We start from the raw sequence: 17,264 nt of genomic DNA on the forward strand, positions 1-17,264 counted from the left end.
CCGCATAAAACACTTGCCAAGCCGGCCGCCGCCCCATATAATCTCAGCTTCTCTAGGCTCGTAGCTCAGCTGGTTAGAGCACCACCTTGACATGGTGGGGGTCGTTGGTTCGAGTCCAATCGAGCCTACCAACGAATTGAGAATGCCCGGCCTCCGGGTGTTCGAAGCAGTACACAACTCAACGCGAACAAGGCGAATACGGTTATGACACCGCGAACGTTGACCGAAACCACTTCGGAGCGACGCTAGTCGAGGAACGTTTTCGCCCTTTCAGTTTGAGTGAAGTATCGAATGCGGCCCCTCGAAAGCGGGGCCGCATTTTTTTTGTCGCGAAATTTTCATGCGTGAGTTCGATCTCGCGTACCTGGTCTGCCGCCCACTGTCGGCATCACGGAGAGTGCTATGGTTTCGATACGCTTGCCTGACGGCTCAGTTCGACAATACGAGCATCCGGTGACAGTCGCCGAGGTTGCGGCCTCGATCGGTCCCGGTCTTGCGAAGGCTGCGCTTGGTGGCAAGCTCGATGGCGAGCTCGTGGATACGTCGACGGTGATCGACCGCGACGCGTCGCTCGCGATCGTCACCGACAAGGATGCCGACGGCCTCGACATCATCCGCCATTCGACCGCCCACTTGCTCGCGTATGCGGTGAAGGAACTGTATCCGGACGCGCAGGTGACGATCGGCCCGGTGATCGACAACGGTTTCTATTACGACTTCTCGTACAACCGCCCGTTTACGCCGGAAGATCTGGAAAAGATCGAAAAGCGCATGCAGGAACTCGCGAAGAAGGACGAGCCGGTCACGCGCCGTGTCGTGTCGCGCGACGAGGCGGCCGGTTACTTCCGCAGCATCGGCGAGAAGTACAAGGCCGAGATCATCGAATCGATTCCGCAAAGCGACGAAATCAAGCTGTACTCGCACGGCGGCTTCACCGATCTGTGTCGCGGCCCGCACGTGCCGTCCACCGGCAAGCTGAAGGTCTTCAAGCTGATGAAGGTCGCCGGCGCGTACTGGCGCGGCGATTCGAAGAACGAGCAGCTGCAGCGGATCTACGGCACGGCCTGGACGAAGAAGGAAGACCAGGACCAGTACCTGCACATGCTCGAGGAAGCGGAAAAGCGCGACCACCGCAAGCTGGGCAAGCAGCTCGACCTGTTCCACATGCAGGAAGAGTCGCCGGGCATGGTGTTCTGGCATCCGAAGGGCTGGGCGCTGTGGCAGCAGGTCGAGCAGTACATGCGCCGCCGCGTCAACGAAGCCGGCTATCTCGAGATCAAGACGCCGATGATCATGGACCGCTCGCTGTGGGAAGCGTCGGGCCACTGGCAGAACTATCGCGAGAACATGTTCACGACGGAGTCGGAGAAGCGCGACTACGCGATCAAGCCGATGAACTGCCCGGGCCACGTCCAGGTGTTCAAGCACGGCCTGCGTTCGTACCGCGATCTCCCGCTGCGCTACGCGGAATTCGGCTCGTGCCACCGCAACGAGGCGTCGGGTGCGCTGCACGGCCTGATGCGCGTGCGCGGCTTCGTGCAGGACGATGCGCACATCTTCTGCACGGAAGACCAGTTCATCTCGGAATCGATCGCGTTCAACACGCTGGCCATGAGCGTGTACAAGGATTTCGGTTTCGATCACATCGACATCAAGCTGTCGCTGCGCCCCGATCAGCGTGCGGGTACGGACGAGACGTGGGATCGCGCCGAGCAGGGTCTGCGCGATGCACTGACCGCCTGTGGCCTCACGTGGGAAGAGTTGCCGGGCGAGGGTGCGTTCTACGGCCCGAAGATCGAGTACCACATCAAGGATGCGCTCGGCCGTTCGTGGCAGTGCGGCACGCTGCAGCTCGACATGGTGCTGCCGGAGCGCCTGGGCGCCGAGTACGTGGCGGAAGACAACAGCCGCCGCCGGCCGGTGATGCTGCACCGTGCGATCGTCGGTTCGATGGAGCGTTTCCTTGGCATTTTGATCGAGCACCATGCTGGTGCAATGCCGGTTTGGCTCGCGCCGTACCAGGCAATTGTGCTCAATATCGCCGAAAGTCAGGCCGAATATGCGCAGTCTCTGGCCCAATCGTTGCAAAAACAAGGGGTTAGAGTGGCGGCCGATTTGCGCAACGAGAAGATTAGCTATAAAATACGCGAGCACACGCTGGAAAAGGTGCCTTATCTCCTCGTCGTGGGCGATAAGGAGCGTGATGCGCAAACGGTAGCCGTGCGTGCCCGTGGCGGCGTCGACCTTGGCGTTATGCCGGTCGAAGCCTTCGTTGAGCGTCTGCAGGAAGACCTGCGCTCGTTCAAGTAACCGCCCTGGCAGCGCGGCTCGTTTTTTTAATTTTTAGAGGAAACGTAACATCGCTACTGATAAGTCGTCGCACCGCATCAACGGTGAAATCACTGCGCCGGAAGTGCGCCTGGTCGGGATCGAGAATGAACCGCTCGGTATCGTAAAACTCGCTGACGCTTTCCGTAAATCGGAAGAACTGGATGTTGACCTGGTGGAAATCGCGCCGCAAGCGGTGCCGCCGGTTTGCCGTCTGATGGATTACGGCAAGTTCAAGTACCAGGAATCGAAGAAGCAGCACGAAGCGAAGCTGAAGCAGAAGGTCATCCAGGTCAAGGAAGTCAAGTTCCGTCCGGGTACCGATGACGGGGATTACAACGTCAAGCTCCGCAATCTCGTGCGCTTCCTCGAAGAGGGCGACAAGACGAAGATCACGTTGCGTTTCCGCGGCCGCGAAATGGCTCACCAGGAAATCGGTATGCGGATGCTCGAGCGTCTGCGCACGGATCTCGACGAAGTCGGCCAGGTCGAGCAGATGCCGAAGATGGAAGGGCGCCAGATGATCATGGTGCTCTCGCCGAAGAAAAAGAAGTAACGGGCCCGCGCGCATCGCGCGCAGGTTCGACAGTGGTTCGGCGCGTTGCCCGGTCAGGGCGGCGCGCCAGCAACGACGGCGGCTGCGCAAGCGGTTCGCCGTACACAAGTGGACTGGGTTTCGAAGGGCGGGTCAAGGGCGCAAGCCAACCGCACACCCATCGCCATCTAATAAACTGGAGTTGTTCGTCATGCCTAAGATGAAGACCAAGAAGAGCGCTGCAAAGCGCTTCGTGGTGCGTCCGGGCGGTACCGTCAAGCGCGGTCAAGCCTTCAAGCGCCACATCCTGACCAAGAAAACCACGAAGAACAAGCGCCATCTGCGCGGCGCAACGGCAGTTCACGATTCCGATCTGAACTCCGTCCGCGCGATGCTCCCGTTCGCGTAACCCCTCAACTGATACTCCAAGGAGAGAAACATGCCTCGAGTCAAACGTGGGGTAACCGCACGGGCCCGCCACAAGAAGATCATCAACCTGGCCAAGGGTTATCGCGGCCGTCGCAATAACGTCTACCGCATCGCCAAGCAGGCGGTGATGCGCGCTGGTCAGTACGCGTACCGCGATCGCCGCAACAAGAAGCGTGTGTTCCGCGCACTGTGGATCACGCGTATCAACGCGGCAGTTCGCCAGCACGACATGACCTACAGCGTGTTCATCAACGGCCTGAAGAAGGCGTCGATCGAACTCGACCGTAAGGTGCTGGCCGACATGGCGGTGTTCGACAAGGCTGCTTTTGCTGCGATCGTCAAGCAGGTGAAAGCCGCCGTTGCAGCCTAATTGCGAAATTAGCACTGCGTGGTTAGTTGCAGCGAGGTTCCGGTAGTCTCGGCCGCTGCAGCGAAAACGGGGCTCTTCCGAGCCCCTTTTTTGTTTGGTGGGTAGATTTTCTCGCCAAGACCGAATGACGTTGGAAATGATGGGATCTATGGATCTGGACCAGATTGTCGCCGACGCGCAGCAGTCCTTCGAACAGGCTGCCGACATCACCACGCTCGAAAACGAGAAAGCTCGATTTCTCGGTAAATCGGGTGCGCTGACCGAGTTGCTCAAGGGCCTCGGCAAGCTCGATCCCGAAGCACGCAAGACCGAAGGCGCACGCATCAACGTCGCGAAGCAGCAGGTTGAAGCCGCGCTCACCGCCCGTCGCCAGGCACTGGCCGACGCGCTGATGAATCAGCGCCTCACCGCCGAAGCGATCGACGTGACGCTGCCGGGCCGCGGCGCCGGCACAGGCAGCCTGCACCCGGTGATGCGCACGTGGGAGCGGGTCGAACGGATTTTCGGCTCGATCGGTTTCGACGTGGCCGACGGCCCCGAAATCGAGACCGACTGGTACAACTTCACGGCGCTGAACAGCCCGGAGAACCATCCGGCGCGTTCGATGCAGGACACCTTCTACGTCGAAGGCAAGGATGCCGACGGCCGCCAGCTGCTGCTGCGCACGCACACGAGCCCGATGCAGGTGCGTTATGCGCGCATGAACCGTCCGCCGATCAAGGTGATCGCGCCGGGCCGCACGTATCGCGTCGACAGCGATGCGACCCACTCGCCGATGTTCAATCAGGTCGAGGGGCTGTGGATCGACGAAAACATCAGCTTCGCCGATCTCAAGGGCGTCTATACCGACTTCCTGAAAAAATTCTTCGAGCGCGACGACATCCTCGTGCGCTTCCGTCCGTCGTATTTCCCGTTCACGGAACCGTCGGCCGAGATCGACATGATGTTCGAGCAAGGCAAGAACGCCGGCAAGTGGCTCGAAATTTCCGGCTCGGGCCAGGTGCATCCGACCGTGATCCGCAACATGGGCCTCGACCCCGAGCGCTACATCGGTTTCGCGTTCGGCAGCGGTCTCGAGCGCCTGACGATGCTGCGCTACGGCGTGCAGGATCTGCGGCTGTTCTTCGAGAACGATCTGCGTTTCCTGCGCCAGTTCGCGTAACGCTGCTCGCCGCGCCGACATGTGCCCGTGCATGCCCCCGCCGGACGTTTCCGAAGGGGCCCGGGCGCCGATCTAACCTGTTTCGAACGTAGACATCCATGCAATTCCCTGAATCCTGGTTGAGAACCTTTGTCGACCCGCAGCTGACGACCGACGAGCTGTCGCACGCGCTGACGATGGCGGGGCTCGAAGTCGAATCGCTGAGCAAGGCGGCGCCGCCGACGTCGAAGATCGTCGTCGGCTGCGTGCTCGAAGTCGTCAAGCATCCGGATGCGGACAAGCTCAATGTCTGCCAGGTCGACGCCGGCACCGGCGCGACGCTGAACATCGTCTGCGGCGCGCCGAACGTGGCGCCCGGCATCAAGGTGCCGGTCGCGCTGGTGGGCGCGGAACTGCCGCCGGCGGAAGAGGGCGGCAAGCCGTTCGCGATCAAGCTGTCGAAGCTGCGCGGCGTGGAGAGCCAGGGGATGCTGTGCTCGGCGCGCGAGCTGAAGCTGTCGGAAGACCACAGCGGGCTGCTGATCCTGCCGGAAGACACGCCGATCGGCCAGGACATCCGCGAGACCCTCAATCTCGACGACACGATCTTCGAAATCAAGCTGACGCCGAACAAGGCCGACTGCCTGTCGGTATTCGGCATCGCGCGCGAGACGGCCGCGATCACCGGCGCGCCGCTGACGCCGGTCGACATCCGCCAGGTGAACGTCGAGCTCGACGAAACGCTGCCGGTGCGCATCGCCGCGCCGGATCTGTGCGGCCGTTTTTCGGGCCGCGTGATCCGCGGCGTGAACGCGCGCGCGAAGACGCCGCAGTGGATGGTGGAGCGCCTCGAGCGTTCGGGCCAGCGCAGCGTGTCCGCGCTCGTCGACATTTCGAACTACGTGATGTTCGAGCTCGGCCGCCCGTCGCACGTGTTCGATCTCGACAAGATCCACGGCGGCATCGAGGTTCGCTGGGGCAAGCGCGGCGAATCGCTGAAGCTGCTCAACGGCAACACGGTCGAACTCGACGAAACGGTCGGCGTGATTGCGGACGACCGTCAGGTCGAAAGCCTGGCCGGCATCATGGGCGGCGACAGCACGGCCGTCACGCTCGATACGACCAACATCTACCTGGAAGCCGCGTTCTGGTGGCCGGACAGCATCCGCGGCCGCGCGCGCAAGTACAACTTCTCGACCGATGCGGCCCATCGCTTCGAGCGCGGCGTCGATTACGCGACGACCGTCGAACACGTCGAGCGCATCACGCAACTGATCCTCGAGATCTGCGGCGGCAAGGCCGGCCCGGTCGACGATCAGGCGGTGAACCTGCCGCAGCGCGCGCCGGTGAAGATGCGCGTGTCGCGCGCGAATCGCATCATCGGCGTGAAGATCGGCGCCGACGAGATCGCGAACATCTTCACGCGCCTCGGCCTGCCGTTCGAGCGTGAAGACGACGCGTTCCTCGTCACGCCGCCGTCGCACCGCTTCGACATCGAGATCGAGGAAGACCTGATCGAGGAAGTGGCGCGCATCTACGGCTTCGAGAAGATCCCCGCGCGGCCGCCGGTCGCGACGAGCGAAATGCGCGCGACCCACGAGACGCGGCGTTCGATCCACGACATCCGTCACGCGCTGGCCGCGCGCGACTACGCGGAAACCGTCAACTTCAGCTTCGTCGATGCGGAGTGGGAGCGCGATTTCGCGGGCAACGACAACCCGATTCGTCTGCTGAATCCGATCGCGAGCCAGCTTTCGGTGATGCGCACGACGCTGTTCGGCAGCCTGATCGCCGTGCTGCGCCACAACCTGAACCGGCGCGCCGATCGCGTGCGCGTGTTCGAGTCGGGCCGCGTGTTCGTCGCCGATCCGTCGGTGAAGGCCGGCGAGCTGGCGGTCGAGGGTCATGCGCAGCCGAAGCGCGTCGGTGCGCTTGCGTACGGTCCGGCACTCGACGAGCAGTGGGGCGTGGCGACCCGCGCGGTCGATTTCTTCGACGTGAAGGGCGATCTCGAAGCGCTGCTCGCGCCGGCGGTGGCACGCTTCGTGAAGGCCGAGCATCCGGCCCTTCATCCGGGCCGCAGCGCACGCATCGAGGTCGACGGCCGCGCGGTCGGCTGGATCGGCGAACTGCATCCGCGTCTGATGCAGAAGTACGAGCTGCCGCACGCGCCGGTGATGTTCGAGATCGACGCGGACGCGCTGATCGCACGTGCGCTGCCCGCGCCGACCGACGTGTCGAAATTCCCGCCGGTCCGTCGCGATATCGCCGTTGTCGTCGATCAGGCGGTCGAGGTACAGGCCCTTTTCGACGAAATGAAGAAGGCGCTTGCGGAAGACGCCTGCCGATTCGTTCAGAAGGTTGTACTCTTCGACGAATTTCGTGCAAAATCAAATACTTCCGGTGGCCTTGCCGCGAACGAGAAGAGCCTTGCCTTCCGCGTGACGCTGCAGGACGCGGCTGGCACGCTGCAGGACGAGGTCGTCGATCAGGCGATCCAGACGCTGGTCGAGCGGATGGCGCGTGCCGGTGCGCGTCTGCGCGGCTAGGGAGAGGGCCCGCCCGTTCGCGGGCGGCTTTTTTCCATCGTAAGTTTTGATTCAACGCGCTGTATGGCAGATATGAACGACATGACCTCGAGTGAATTCGAAGCCCTCCTGACGGCGCAACGCAGCGCGATGAACCGCGACGCTTCGGCGCCGGCGTCCACCGAGACGCCGACGCTGACGAAGGCGGAACTGGCGGAGCTGTTGTTCGACAGCGTCGGGCTGAACAAGCGTGAAGCGAAGGACATGGTCGAGGCGTTTTTCGAAGTGATCCGCGACGCGCTCGAAAACGGTGAAAGCGTCAAGCTGTCGGGGTTCGGCAATTTCCAGTTGCGCGACAAGCCGCAGCGTCCGGGCCGCAATCCGAAGACGGGCGAGGCGATTCCGATCGCGGCCCGCCGGGTGGTAACCTTCCACGCGAGCCAGAAACTGAAGGCGCTGGTCGAAAACGGCGCGGAGTAACACGCGCCGGCGCCCCTGCGCGGCCCCGCGCATCCCTTACCGACGGTTAACCGACGATGACCACCACGGTTGAGAAAGTCGTTTTGCCTCCGATTCCCGCGAAGCGCTACTTCACGATCGGCGAAGTCAGCGAGCTGTGCGGGGTCAAGCCACATGTGCTGCGTTACTGGGAACAGGAATTCACTCAGTTGCGGCCGGTGAAGCGGCGCGGCAACCGGCGGTATTACCAGCATCACGAGGTGCTGCTGATCCGGCGGATTCGCGAGTTGCTGTACGAGCAGGGCTTTACGATCAACGGCGCGCGCAACCGGCTCGATTCGCCGGGCAGCGAGCGGGCCGCGGCGGAGCCGGTCGAATCCGACGCGCAGGCAAACGATGCGCGTCGGACGGGCAAGCCCGGCGAAAACGTCGACGTCATTGCGTTGCGGCTTGCGTTGCTGGACGTGATCGACGGACTGAAACACGACTGAGTGCGCGCCGCGCAGGATGCGTTGGAAAGCCCGGTTGGCGATCTGCCACCGGGCTTTTTTCATGCGGGCCGTGCTTGCTTGCGGATCAGCGCGACGCAAGCGGATTCTTCTGTCCGGTGTCGACGACCAGCGTGCCGTCCGGCAGCATCCGCACCGAGCCCTGCGCGACCTGGCTGCGATAGTCGTACAGGTCGAACCGCATCGGACCGGCCTCGGCCGAATTCCGGATCAGCGCGCGCACGTTCAGTTCGAGCACGTTGAACATTTTCATGTCGCCGCCTTCCATCCACATGTAGCTTGGCGCGTCGATCTGCGGCCGCTTCGGCGCGGGCGCGCCCGCCGCGCGCCGGAACGTGAGACGCAGTCCATCGCGCTCGACGGTGGCCTGGGCGAGCTTGCCGTTCAGCACGGGCGGCGGGAACACGGTGTACTGGTCGAGCACGAGCGTGTCGCCGCGCAGTTCCGCGCCGCGTCGCCGCAACGGCGTCAGCGATGCGAGCTCGATGCCGAGCGAGCGCAGCAGCGTGGCCTGCGGGATGCCGAGCACCGACACCTGTGACGGCGTGAAGGCGAGATGCCGGTCGTCGAGCACCGTCAGCGAGCCCTTCATGTCCGTCGGCAGCCAGACACCCGGTACGTGATTCCACAGCTTGATGCCGCCCTGGACGCGCAGGTTCTGGCCGTCCGCGCTCAGTTGCAGGTCGTTCAGCGAGCGCGGCGAATAGTCGAGCAGGTAGTTGTTGAACAGCGCCGACATCGCCTTCCACGACTCGACGACCGTGCCGCCGAGAATGCGGATGTCGTACTGGTTCGGGTCGTCGAGATCGACGGGTTCGCCCGGGCGCTTCGACACGAGTTCCACGTCGAGATCGTCGACATGAAAGCCGATGTCACCGGACAGGTTGAAATCGACGTTGCGCAGATGGATCGTCGGGTTGCGGTTCGATACGTACCGTTCGTTGAACGGCGTCGTCGACGTGCGTCGCATCGCGACCTTCTGCATGCCGGGCCGCACCGCGTCTGCCGCGAGCGCGGACGCTTCCCAGTGCTGGCGCACGTCGCGCAGCGCATTCTGCTGCGCGGCGAGGAAGCTGTCGTTCAGGCGCGCGGCCGCGTTGCCGAGCGCCGCGCCGCTGGCCGGGCCCGTATACGAAGGCATCCGGATCGTCATCGCGCCGCTTTCGTCGAAGTTGAAATAGCCGGCCGATACCTGGTCGCGATAGTGATACAGGTCGAACACGAACGTCTGGTCGCGCTTCGATGGGTCGACCGGCCCGATCAGGATGTCCGCGTTCATCGGCATCGAGCGCATGAATTTCACGTCGCCGCCGCGGATGACCATCGCCTGCTGCGGCGCGTTCGCGGGCATCGCGAAGCCGGCATGCGTGCCGTCGTCGAGCTTCAGGTCGAGGCCGGCCGGCGTCACGCGCACGGCGGTGATCGTGAGTTTCAGGCGCGGCGGCGGCATCAGCTTGTCGACGGCCATCACGAGATCGTCGCCGGCGAGTTGCGCGATCGGTGTCTGAACCTTCAACAGGTCGGCCATTTTCACGTTGGCCGCGCGCATCACCGGCTGCGCGTCGAGGCCCGACACGCGTACGCCGGTCGGGTGGAACACGAGCTGGCTGCCGTCGCGGACCGCGAGCGTGCCGGTCAGCGAGAACGGTACCCAGCCGTCGCGCCGCATCTCGCCTTGCAGATGGATCACGCCGTCGCCGGCCGACACCGCGAGCTTGCGCAGCGGCGCGTTGCGATAGCCGAAGATGTAAGTGTTGAAGAGGGCGGTCAGCTTCGCGTTGTCGAGCGTGACCGTGCCTTCGTGCACGTCGATCTCGAAGCTCGTCGGATCGTCGAATACGATCGGCGCGCCGGCTTGCGTCGGCACGAGCGTGGCCGACAACTGGTGGATGAAGAAGCCGAGATTGTTGACGACGCGGAAATCGACGTCGCGCAGGAACGTCATCGCGCCGTTCTGGCCCGAGTCGCGCAGCGTGAACGGGCGCGGCTGCGTGAGGCTGATCGACGCGAGCGACGGCACGGTGCGCGCGAGCTGCCGTTCGCGCGCGAGGCGCTCGGCCTTGGCGCGTTCGATCTTCGTGGATGCGATGGATGTGTTGCTGTCGCGCTGCGCGGCGGATTCCGCGCAGCCGGCGCAGAGTAGTGCGAGCACCAGCGCGCCGCAGCCGAACAGGCGGGATGTCGTGTGCGACCGCGGGGCGGCCGTGCGTCGCCGGCCGGAAAACCAGTCGAAAATTGCCAAAGGCGAGCGATGGCCGCGCCGGACCGCATTCCGCATCGTCTGTCTCCATGTCTTGTCTTGATCGACGGCGGCGCGCCAGTGCCCGGCGCGAGCGTCGATGCCGTGCAGTGTGTCATAGCGCGCTAGAGCGGCGTCACCAAACAACCGCCGCCCCGGCGCGCCGCGCCGGCGGGCGGCCAGACAACGGATTCGCGCCGGGGGTACGGCCGGATCAAACGGTCGTTTGGTTTGTGCGGGCCGCCGGTGGCTATCGTTCGAAGCGATCCTGAAAACTCGCGGCCCGCGTTGGGCGGCACGGGTTTCGCCCGATGCAGAGGCGGCGCGGCCCCGGGCATCGACGGATACGATCGGCGACGGCGGCGGGGTAAGATCGGCATCAGTGGCGGGTTCGACATCACAACACGGCAGCCATCACGGGGAAGCGCCATGGACCTGAAGGAAGTCGACGTACTGGGTGCGGGGGTGGGCGATCACTGGTACTACGCGTCGAAGGCGAGCGCGATTCGCCGGTTCCTCGGCGCGTCAGGCACGAACCGGATACTCGACGTCGGGGCGGGCTCCGGGTTTTTCTCGAAGCATCTGCTCGAACGCACGCAGGCGACGGAAGCATGGTGTGTCGATACGAGCTATGCCGACGACAGCGACGGCGAGGCGGCCGGCAAGCCCATTCACTTTCGGCGCTCCGTCGATCGATTCGATGCCGATCTCGTGTTGCTGATGGACGTGCTCGAACATGTGGACGACGACGTCGGACTGCTGACGCAGTATGTGCAGGGCGCGCCTTCGGGCAGCCGGTTCCTGATCACGGTGCCCGCGTTCCAGTTCCTGTGGAGCGGCCACGACGATTTCCTCGAGCACAAGCGCAGGTATACGCTCGGTGGGCTGGAGAACGTGGTCCGGCGTGCAGGGCTCGACGTCGAGCACGGCGCCTATTATTTCGGCCTCACGTTTCCGCTCGCGGCCGCACTGCGGCTCGGCGAGCGGGCACGTTCGCATCCGCGCGAGCCCGCGTCGCAATTGCGTCGTCATCATCCGTTCGTCAACGGCTTGCTCAAGACGATCTGCCGCATCGAGTTGCCGATGTTCCGCTTCAATCGCGTTGCCGGCCTGACGGTCATCTGTGTCGCGCGCAAGCGGTGACGGCGACGGGGGCACCGCCGCAGGTCGCTTGCATGCGCGCCATCGAACCAAAAAATTTCACGGGAACACGCACAAAATGCATGCGACCCGTTCTAAATCGGGAAACTGTCTGTTATAATTTTTTTCTTTCGGGGCGTAGCGCAGCCTGGTAGCGTACCTGCATGGGGTGCAGGTGGTCGGAGGTTCAAATCCTCTCGCCCCGACCAGACAAGAACCCGCGTCAGCTCAGGCTGACGCGGGTTTTTTCTTGGCCGTCGCTTTTTTGCACATCGCAGCGCGGCCCCGGTAAAATGCAAGGTTGATCCACGGAAAGCGCCGTGATTTAGCGGAAGAGGATTCCCCGAACATGACTGATCTTCGTCTTACCATGCGGTTCGCTGCAGTGCTCGCCACCGGCGCGCTCGTCGCCGGTTGCGGTACGTCGTCGCCCACGAAAGTGGACTACAAGAGCGATTCGAAATCGAAGGAAGCGTCGCTCGCAGTGCCGCCCAACATGCTCGACGAGACGGCCGATCAGCGTTCGCTGCCGCCCCAGGGCGGCGCGACTTCCCTGTCCGCGCTCCAGCAGGTCCAGCAGGCCGCGCCTGCGCTGGACACCGTCGCGCCGGCCGTGGCCGGCATGCATATCCAGCGCGACGGCACGGAAAGCTGGCTCGTGATCGACGGCAAGCAGCCGGCCGCGATCTGGCCGCAGGTTCGCCGTTTCTGGCAGGAGCAGGGCTTCCTGCTCGTGGTCGACCAGCGCGACAAGGGCGTGATGGAAACCGACTGGAACGAAACCCATCCGCAGATCAACGACGGCCTGATCCGCAGCGTGATCTCGAAGGCGATGGGCAATTCGTACGTGACGGCCGAGCGCAACAAGTACCGCACGCGTCTCGATTCGGCGCCGAACGGCGGCACCTATGTGTTCATCAGCCAGAAGGGCATGCGCGAGGCGATCACCGGCGCGAACAATGATTCGAGCAAGTGGGAACCGAAGCCGAACGATCCGGCGCTCGAGACGGAATACCTGAAGCGGTTGATGGCTGTCCTCGCGCAGAACGAGCAGCGCGCGAAGAACGGCGAGGCTCCGATCGCGAACATCAAGGACAACGTGGTACCGAAGGACAAGAAGGCGGATACCGACGCGTCGTCGAAGGCTGCCGCGGCGATTGCGGCGCAGAACGTCTCGCGCACGTCGGCGCAAGGCAACGACGCGGCGGAAGCAGCCGTGCCGTCCGAAGTCACGCTCGGCGAGCCGTACGACCGGTCGTGGCTGCACGTCGGTCTCGCGCTCGATCGCGCGAACTTCACGGTCGACGATCGCGATCGCTCGAAGGGCCTGTATTTCGTGCGCTATGTCGATCCGAAGGATCTGAGCTCGGCCGAGCAGGGCTTCTGGAGCCAGCTGTTCCACGGCAAGAAGGAAAAGCAGGCGAAGCAGTATCGCGTCAACGTGAAGGCGCTCACGGCCGATCAGACGCGCGTCGCGGTCGTCGACGATTCGGGGGCGATCGACACGTCGTCGGCGGCTCGCCAGATCATGGGGTTGCTCGTGAATCAGCTCCGCTGATTCCGGCGTTTCCCGCACCCTTGGAAAGCCCGCCATTCGGCGGGCTTTTTTCATCGCCGCTCGCCAGCGCGGGCGCGCGTTCGGGTGGTTCGGCCCCGCCTCGTGACGTTACGTAACATCCGTCGCGTTACGACGACGGAACACGTGTCACATTGTCGCCGATATAAAAATTATCCTTATGAATCAAGGGGGTGAAGGTGGATTGGATGCTTGGCACGCAACCTGCTTTATATGTTCGAATCGTTAGAGCAGGGAGGATGGCGTCAGAGTCCGGAATGCGCCGCGAGCGCCTGAACAACGGTATCGACGCCTTTCAAATGCCGTCGCGACAAGCGTCGGTTAACAGATGACGATCCGCGCCAGCGTGCGGATCTCGATGGCCCCGTCGCCTATCCTCGTAGGGCGACGGTTTCGCCCGCGCTTCTCTGAAGCGCGGGCTATTTTTTTTGTGCCGTCGTCATGCCTTATCGGCGTCGCTGGTGCGCGATGCGCGTATTCTCGGACTTTTTGAATGAAGGAGGCGGGAATGGCGGAAATCGCAGTCGTGGCGCTGATCGTGGCGAAGCCGGGCGCCGAGGAAAAACTGCGCGTCGTGCTCGAGGGAATCGTCGAACCAACCCGCAACGAAGCGGGGGCGTTGCAGTATGACCTGCACCGGGATCTGAGGGAGCCCGCGCGATTCGTATTCGTCGAGCGTTGGGAGAGCGAGGAGGCGCTGGCCGCTCATGCGCGTTCCGCGCACATTCTCGCCTATCGCGAAGCGGCCGCGGACTGGATCGAGCGTTCCGAAATCCGCGTGCTGTCGAAACTCATCTGAGCCGGAGTGCGGCGGAGTGGGGCGACCGGACGTGTCCGGTCGCGGCGGCGCGTCAGTGTGACGCGCCGGGTACGTCGAGGATCAGGATGATCGTCCAGTCGGCGTCGCCGTCGTGGTGATACTGGCGCTCGGCAACGATGAACGGCTGCTGCTTGCCTTGCGGGCCGAGGAACAGCACGTCGCCCTCCATCGGCAGACACTCGATCGGCGGCAGCGCGAGGAACGCGTCGTCCGAGCCGCGGGGCATCAGTTGCTTGATCTTGCGAGTGGCGGCTTCGGTCCACTCGATGTCGAGTTGAATGTTGCTCATGCTGTCCTCCGCACCGGGGTGCGCACGGGTGGAAAATTTCGGTGCGCGACTTTAGCACAGCGCGCGGGCGCCGCAACCAAAAAAGCCGAACCCGGTTGCCCGGATTCGGCTTTTCGCTGGAGCGGTGCCGCCGAACTTACTGGCTGGCAGCGTCTGCAGCCTTCGCCTTCTTGGCGGCCTTCTTCGCTGCTGCCTTGTGATGCGCAGCCTTCTTGCCGTGGTGATGCTCTTCCTGCGCCGCCGGCTGAGCCGCTTCGGCCGCTTGTTGCTGTTGCAGTGCTTGGGCGCGCTGCTCGATCTCGGCGATCTTGGCCGGATCGGTGATGGTCTGGATCTGCGTGCTCTCTTGCGCATACGCTGCGCCAGTCAGCGCCGACATCGCTACCAGGATAGCCAGGGACGTCTTCTTCATTGCTTTACCTCCGCTAAGTGGTGATGAACCCGAGTGTTGCCGTTTTGTCTGGCGACTGCAATCGAGTGCGTGTCGAGTGTAACAAAAGTGACGGATCAATGTGCACCGGATCGTCGCACGATGCAAGGCCCCGTTGAAGTCGCGCAACACTCCGCGCAGTTCGTCACGCGTCGGCCATCGAGGGTGGAGCCGCGATTTTCGCGCCGATTTTCACGATGTCGTCAAAACCAGCCGAGCCAACGATATACGTGGAATTGCGCGATCCCGACCAGTTCGTGCAACGCCTGCTCGGCGTTGGCCACGTTGCGCCAGCGCGGCAGCCAGCCCGTTTGCGCGCGTCGGCGATTCGCATAAACAGGTTGCGGATCGATGCCGAAATGGCGGAAGTCGAGCAGGGCCCGGCGCATCTGGTACGACGACGTGACGAGAATGCGCGCGTCGTCACACTGTGGGCGTAGTATAGATGCAGTGAATTTCGCGTTTTCGTAGGTTGTGCGGCTGTTCGGTTCGAGCACGAGATCGGCCGGCGCCACGCCTTGCGCGACGAGCTGGCGCCCGTAGACGGCCGCCTCGGTGTCGCCGTGATGCTGCGGGTCGCCGCCCGACATCACCACGGTGCAGCGTTCGGCCTGTTGCCGGCACGTGCGGTAGAGCGCCGCAACCTTGCGGATGCGCGCGACGCCATCGGGCGGCGGCTGCAATCCGGTGTCGGTGCGGCGCGTGCCGGCGCCGATCAGGATCAGCGTGGTTCGCCCGTGCATGTCGGGATGTTCGACCGGCGTGACGCCGGCCTCGGTCCAGGCGATCAGCGGCGCCGCAAGCCAGCCCGTCGCCAGCAGCCAGAACAGCGCGACGGCGGCGATCGAAATGGTTCTACGCTGCTTGCGGCAGAGCATGAAACCGATGAAGAGAAGTACAAATGAATCGAACAGAATCAATTTGATTGGGGTATGGTGTCTTTTTATGGAGGACTGACGATCTGGCCCTGACGCGACGCCGGAGAACGTCGGCCTCCAGAATCGGTGGCGGTTGGGGCGGGCGGAGACCCCGCCCGGCGCGCCGCTTCGCATTGTCGCTGCACTTTAAGAAAGAATCGAGATGGCCACGTATTCCAACGAAGCGGTGCTCGACGCATTGAGACGAGTGCAGTACCGCCAGGTACCGTGGGCACGCCGCCCGGGCGTGTTCGAGTATCTCCGTTCGCTCGGGCTGATGGACACGGTCCGGCAGAAGACCGTTGCCCCCGCACCGGGCTTCCATGCACCGGTCGACATTGCCGTACTGACCGACAGCGGTCGAGCCGAATTCTCGCGCCTCGAGCGCGAAGAGAAATTACTTTCCTGGACGGATCGCCGCATGGACGACTACGCGTTGAGCGAAGCGAGCGCCGTGGCGATTCTCGAAAGCCGTCTGTAGCGGTATTCCATCCCGCCCCGTGCATCGCCACGCGGGCCCGCGACGCAAAAAAAGCCCGTATCGCGAAGATACGGGCGTACCGGATACTTTTGCTGCTGCCACGCTGTGCTCATGGCAACGATGTTGACCCGCCGCATGCGGCGCAGTTCCCGGATGCGGACATTTTCTTTCGCGAAATCTCGAAATCGGCAGGACGTCTACGGATGGCGTGGCACGCCGGGCGACTGAGAGCCGATCCGCGCCCGCGCGTTGCTGGCGATGTCGCCGCGCAAGTCGCCGCGCGGCACGGTTTGCCGGCTGGACGGGTTGCCTGACGGCGGCTGGCGGAGGGTATTGCGGTGATCCTGCTGGCGATGGGGCGGCTTCACGCGATCGTCGGCATGGGCCGGAGCGGCGAGCGCCACGGAAACGACAATGCCGCATGCAACGAGCAGTGACATTGTTTTCATGGCGGGGCTCCCTTCAAGCCGTCCGTGCGGCCTGTTGATATGTCGCTAAGGTAAGCGTGGGAGTGCAGGCTTGCTGTAAATATTGGTAAATAGATGTTTCGCGGCACGACAACGGTAATCGACTGCAATGCATGCGGCGCAACAAGATCGCGTCGCAGAAAGAAACCGGGCGGCCGAAGCCGCCCGATCGAGCATTCGTTACGCCATCTTGACGGGCGCGCGCCAGGATTCCGGATTGGTCCAGAAGGCGCCGCGCAACCGATCGCGGCTCGGCGGCGCGGGTGGCTTCGCCGCGCTTGCGCCGATGCGTCCACGCAGCGAAATCTGCCGGCCGCTCGTGCCGAGTCGCTTCACGATTTCGGCGAGCGTACCGTCCGCCTGCCATTCGTCGAAGCGGCGGCGGCAGGTCGGCGGGGACGGATAGCGGCCCGGCAGTTTGGACCAGCCTTCGCCCGTCGACAGCACCCACAGCACGGCGTTGACCACCGAACGAGCCTCCACGCGAGGACGGCCGCGCCGCTCACTCCGTGCGGGTTCCGAGCAAAACAGACCCTCGACCAGCGCCCATTCGTTATCTCTCAAATCGTCGAACAGCATCATGTCCTCACCTCAGCGAAGCTAACT

17 protein-coding genes, 2 tRNA genes and 1 pseudogene are annotated in these 17,264 nt (G+C 63.5%); 14 read left to right on the plus strand and 6 right to left on the minus strand.

Features of this window, described 5'->3' with window-relative positions:
* Positions 1-54: 54 nt before the first annotated feature.
* The 9 genes from CFB35_RS07265 (at position 55) to CFB35_RS07310 (ending at position 8,281) form a co-directional block, all read left to right on the plus strand.
* Positions 55-131, plus strand: a tRNA-Val gene (locus tag CFB35_RS07265).
* Between the two features lie 271 nt (positions 132-402).
* A complete protein-coding gene (gene thrS / locus CFB35_RS07275; RefSeq protein WP_006486105.1) occupies positions 403-2,310 on the plus strand; it encodes a threonine--tRNA ligase in 1,908 nt (635 codons plus the stop codon).
* 49 nt (positions 2,311-2,359) lie between these two features.
* Entirely contained in the window at positions 2,360-2,884 is a 525-nt protein-coding gene (infC, locus tag CFB35_RS07280; protein WP_081066449.1) for a translation initiation factor IF-3, read from the plus strand.
* 190 nt (positions 2,885-3,074) lie between these two features.
* Positions 3,075-3,272, plus strand: a complete 198-nt coding sequence (gene rpmI / locus CFB35_RS07285) for a 50S ribosomal protein L35 (RefSeq protein WP_004191477.1) — start codon at positions 3,075-3,077, stop codon at positions 3,270-3,272.
* A gap of 30 nt (positions 3,273-3,302) precedes the next feature.
* Positions 3,303-3,662: a 50S ribosomal protein L20 gene (rplT, locus tag CFB35_RS07290; RefSeq protein ID WP_004192938.1), complete on the plus strand. Its 360-nt coding sequence runs from the start codon at positions 3,303-3,305 to the stop codon at positions 3,660-3,662.
* A gap of 148 nt (positions 3,663-3,810) precedes the next feature.
* Positions 3,811-4,824: a phenylalanine--tRNA ligase subunit alpha gene (gene pheS, locus CFB35_RS07295; protein WP_059575802.1), complete on the plus strand. Its 1,014-nt coding sequence runs from the start codon at positions 3,811-3,813 to the stop codon at positions 4,822-4,824.
* Between the two features lie 98 nt (positions 4,825-4,922).
* Positions 4,923-7,352: a phenylalanine--tRNA ligase subunit beta gene (pheT, locus tag CFB35_RS07300; RefSeq protein ID WP_059575800.1), complete on the plus strand. Its 2,430-nt coding sequence runs from the start codon at positions 4,923-4,925 to the stop codon at positions 7,350-7,352.
* 72 nt (positions 7,353-7,424) lie between these two features.
* A complete protein-coding gene (locus CFB35_RS07305) occupies positions 7,425-7,811 on the plus strand; it encodes an integration host factor subunit alpha (protein ID WP_006486093.1) in 387 nt (128 codons plus the stop codon).
* 56 nt (positions 7,812-7,867) lie between these two features.
* Positions 7,868-8,281 (plus strand): MerR family transcriptional regulator, encoded by a 414-nt coding sequence (locus CFB35_RS07310; RefSeq protein ID WP_059575799.1) that lies wholly within the window; start codon positions 7,868-7,870, stop codon positions 8,279-8,281.
* Between the two features lie 85 nt (positions 8,282-8,366).
* On the opposite strand, the gene CFB35_RS07315 is transcribed toward CFB35_RS07310, so the two are convergent.
* Positions 8,367-10,577, minus strand: coding sequence for a hypothetical protein (locus tag CFB35_RS07315; RefSeq protein ID WP_059575796.1), 2,211 nt, complete (start codon positions 10,575-10,577; stop codon positions 8,367-8,369).
* 390 nt (positions 10,578-10,967) lie between these two features.
* On the opposite strand from CFB35_RS07315, the gene CFB35_RS07325 reads away from it, so the two are divergent.
* The 4 genes from CFB35_RS07325 (at position 10,968) to CFB35_RS07340 (ending at position 14,053) form a co-directional block, all read left to right on the plus strand.
* Positions 10,968-11,681 (plus strand): bifunctional 2-polyprenyl-6-hydroxyphenol methylase/3-demethylubiquinol 3-O-methyltransferase UbiG, encoded by a 714-nt coding sequence (locus CFB35_RS07325; protein WP_059575793.1) that lies wholly within the window; start codon positions 10,968-10,970, stop codon positions 11,679-11,681.
* Positions 11,682-11,810: 129 nt separating this feature from the next.
* Positions 11,811-11,887: transfer RNA gene (locus CFB35_RS07330), tRNA-Pro, on the plus strand.
* 140 nt (positions 11,888-12,027) lie between these two features.
* Positions 12,028-13,236: an outer membrane protein assembly factor BamC gene (gene bamC, locus CFB35_RS07335; protein ID WP_059575791.1), complete on the plus strand. Its 1,209-nt coding sequence runs from the start codon at positions 12,028-12,030 to the stop codon at positions 13,234-13,236.
* Positions 13,237-13,762: 526 nt separating this feature from the next.
* Positions 13,763-14,053, plus strand: a complete 291-nt coding sequence (locus CFB35_RS07340) for a putative quinol monooxygenase (RefSeq protein WP_059575789.1) — start codon at positions 13,763-13,765, stop codon at positions 14,051-14,053.
* Positions 14,054-14,105: 52 nt separating this feature from the next.
* On the opposite strand, the gene CFB35_RS07345 is transcribed toward CFB35_RS07340, so the two are convergent.
* From CFB35_RS07345 to CFB35_RS07355, 3 genes are all read right to left on the minus strand, one after another.
* The gene (locus tag CFB35_RS07345; protein WP_059575787.1) at positions 14,106-14,363 is read right to left on the minus strand and encodes a hypothetical protein; all 258 of its coding nucleotides are present in this window, start codon (positions 14,361-14,363) and stop codon (positions 14,106-14,108) included.
* 136 nt (positions 14,364-14,499) lie between these two features.
* Positions 14,500-14,775 carry a hypothetical protein gene (locus CFB35_RS07350; RefSeq protein ID WP_059575785.1) on the minus strand — a complete coding sequence of 92 codons (276 nt, stop codon included), beginning with the start codon at positions 14,773-14,775 and terminating at the stop codon, positions 14,500-14,502.
* A 221-nt stretch (positions 14,776-14,996) separates the two neighbouring features.
* A complete protein-coding gene (locus CFB35_RS07355; protein WP_059575784.1) occupies positions 14,997-15,713 on the minus strand; it encodes a YdcF family protein in 717 nt (238 codons plus the stop codon).
* 160 nt (positions 15,714-15,873) lie between these two features.
* Between CFB35_RS07355 and CFB35_RS07360 the strand changes: the two genes are divergently transcribed.
* Complete coding sequence (locus tag CFB35_RS07360; protein WP_059575782.1) at positions 15,874-16,191, plus strand: hypothetical protein; 318 nt, start codon at positions 15,874-15,876, stop codon at positions 16,189-16,191.
* A 197-nt stretch (positions 16,192-16,388) separates the two neighbouring features.
* On the opposite strand, the gene CFB35_RS07365 is transcribed toward CFB35_RS07360, so the two are convergent.
* Both CFB35_RS07365 and CFB35_RS07370 read right to left on the minus strand, forming a co-directional pair.
* Positions 16,389-16,640: a hypothetical protein gene (locus CFB35_RS07365; protein WP_059608805.1), complete on the minus strand. Its 252-nt coding sequence runs from the start codon at positions 16,638-16,640 to the stop codon at positions 16,389-16,391.
* Between the two features lie 201 nt (positions 16,641-16,841).
* Positions 16,842-17,237, minus strand: a pseudogene (locus tag CFB35_RS07370) (transposase); the annotation flags it as partial.
* Between the last annotated feature and the right edge of the window lie 27 nt (positions 17,238-17,264).

The sequence above is a fragment of the Burkholderia sp. AU16482 genome, assembly GCF_002223285.1.
GTDB lineage: Bacteria > Pseudomonadota > Gammaproteobacteria > Burkholderiales > Burkholderiaceae > Burkholderia > Burkholderia semiarida.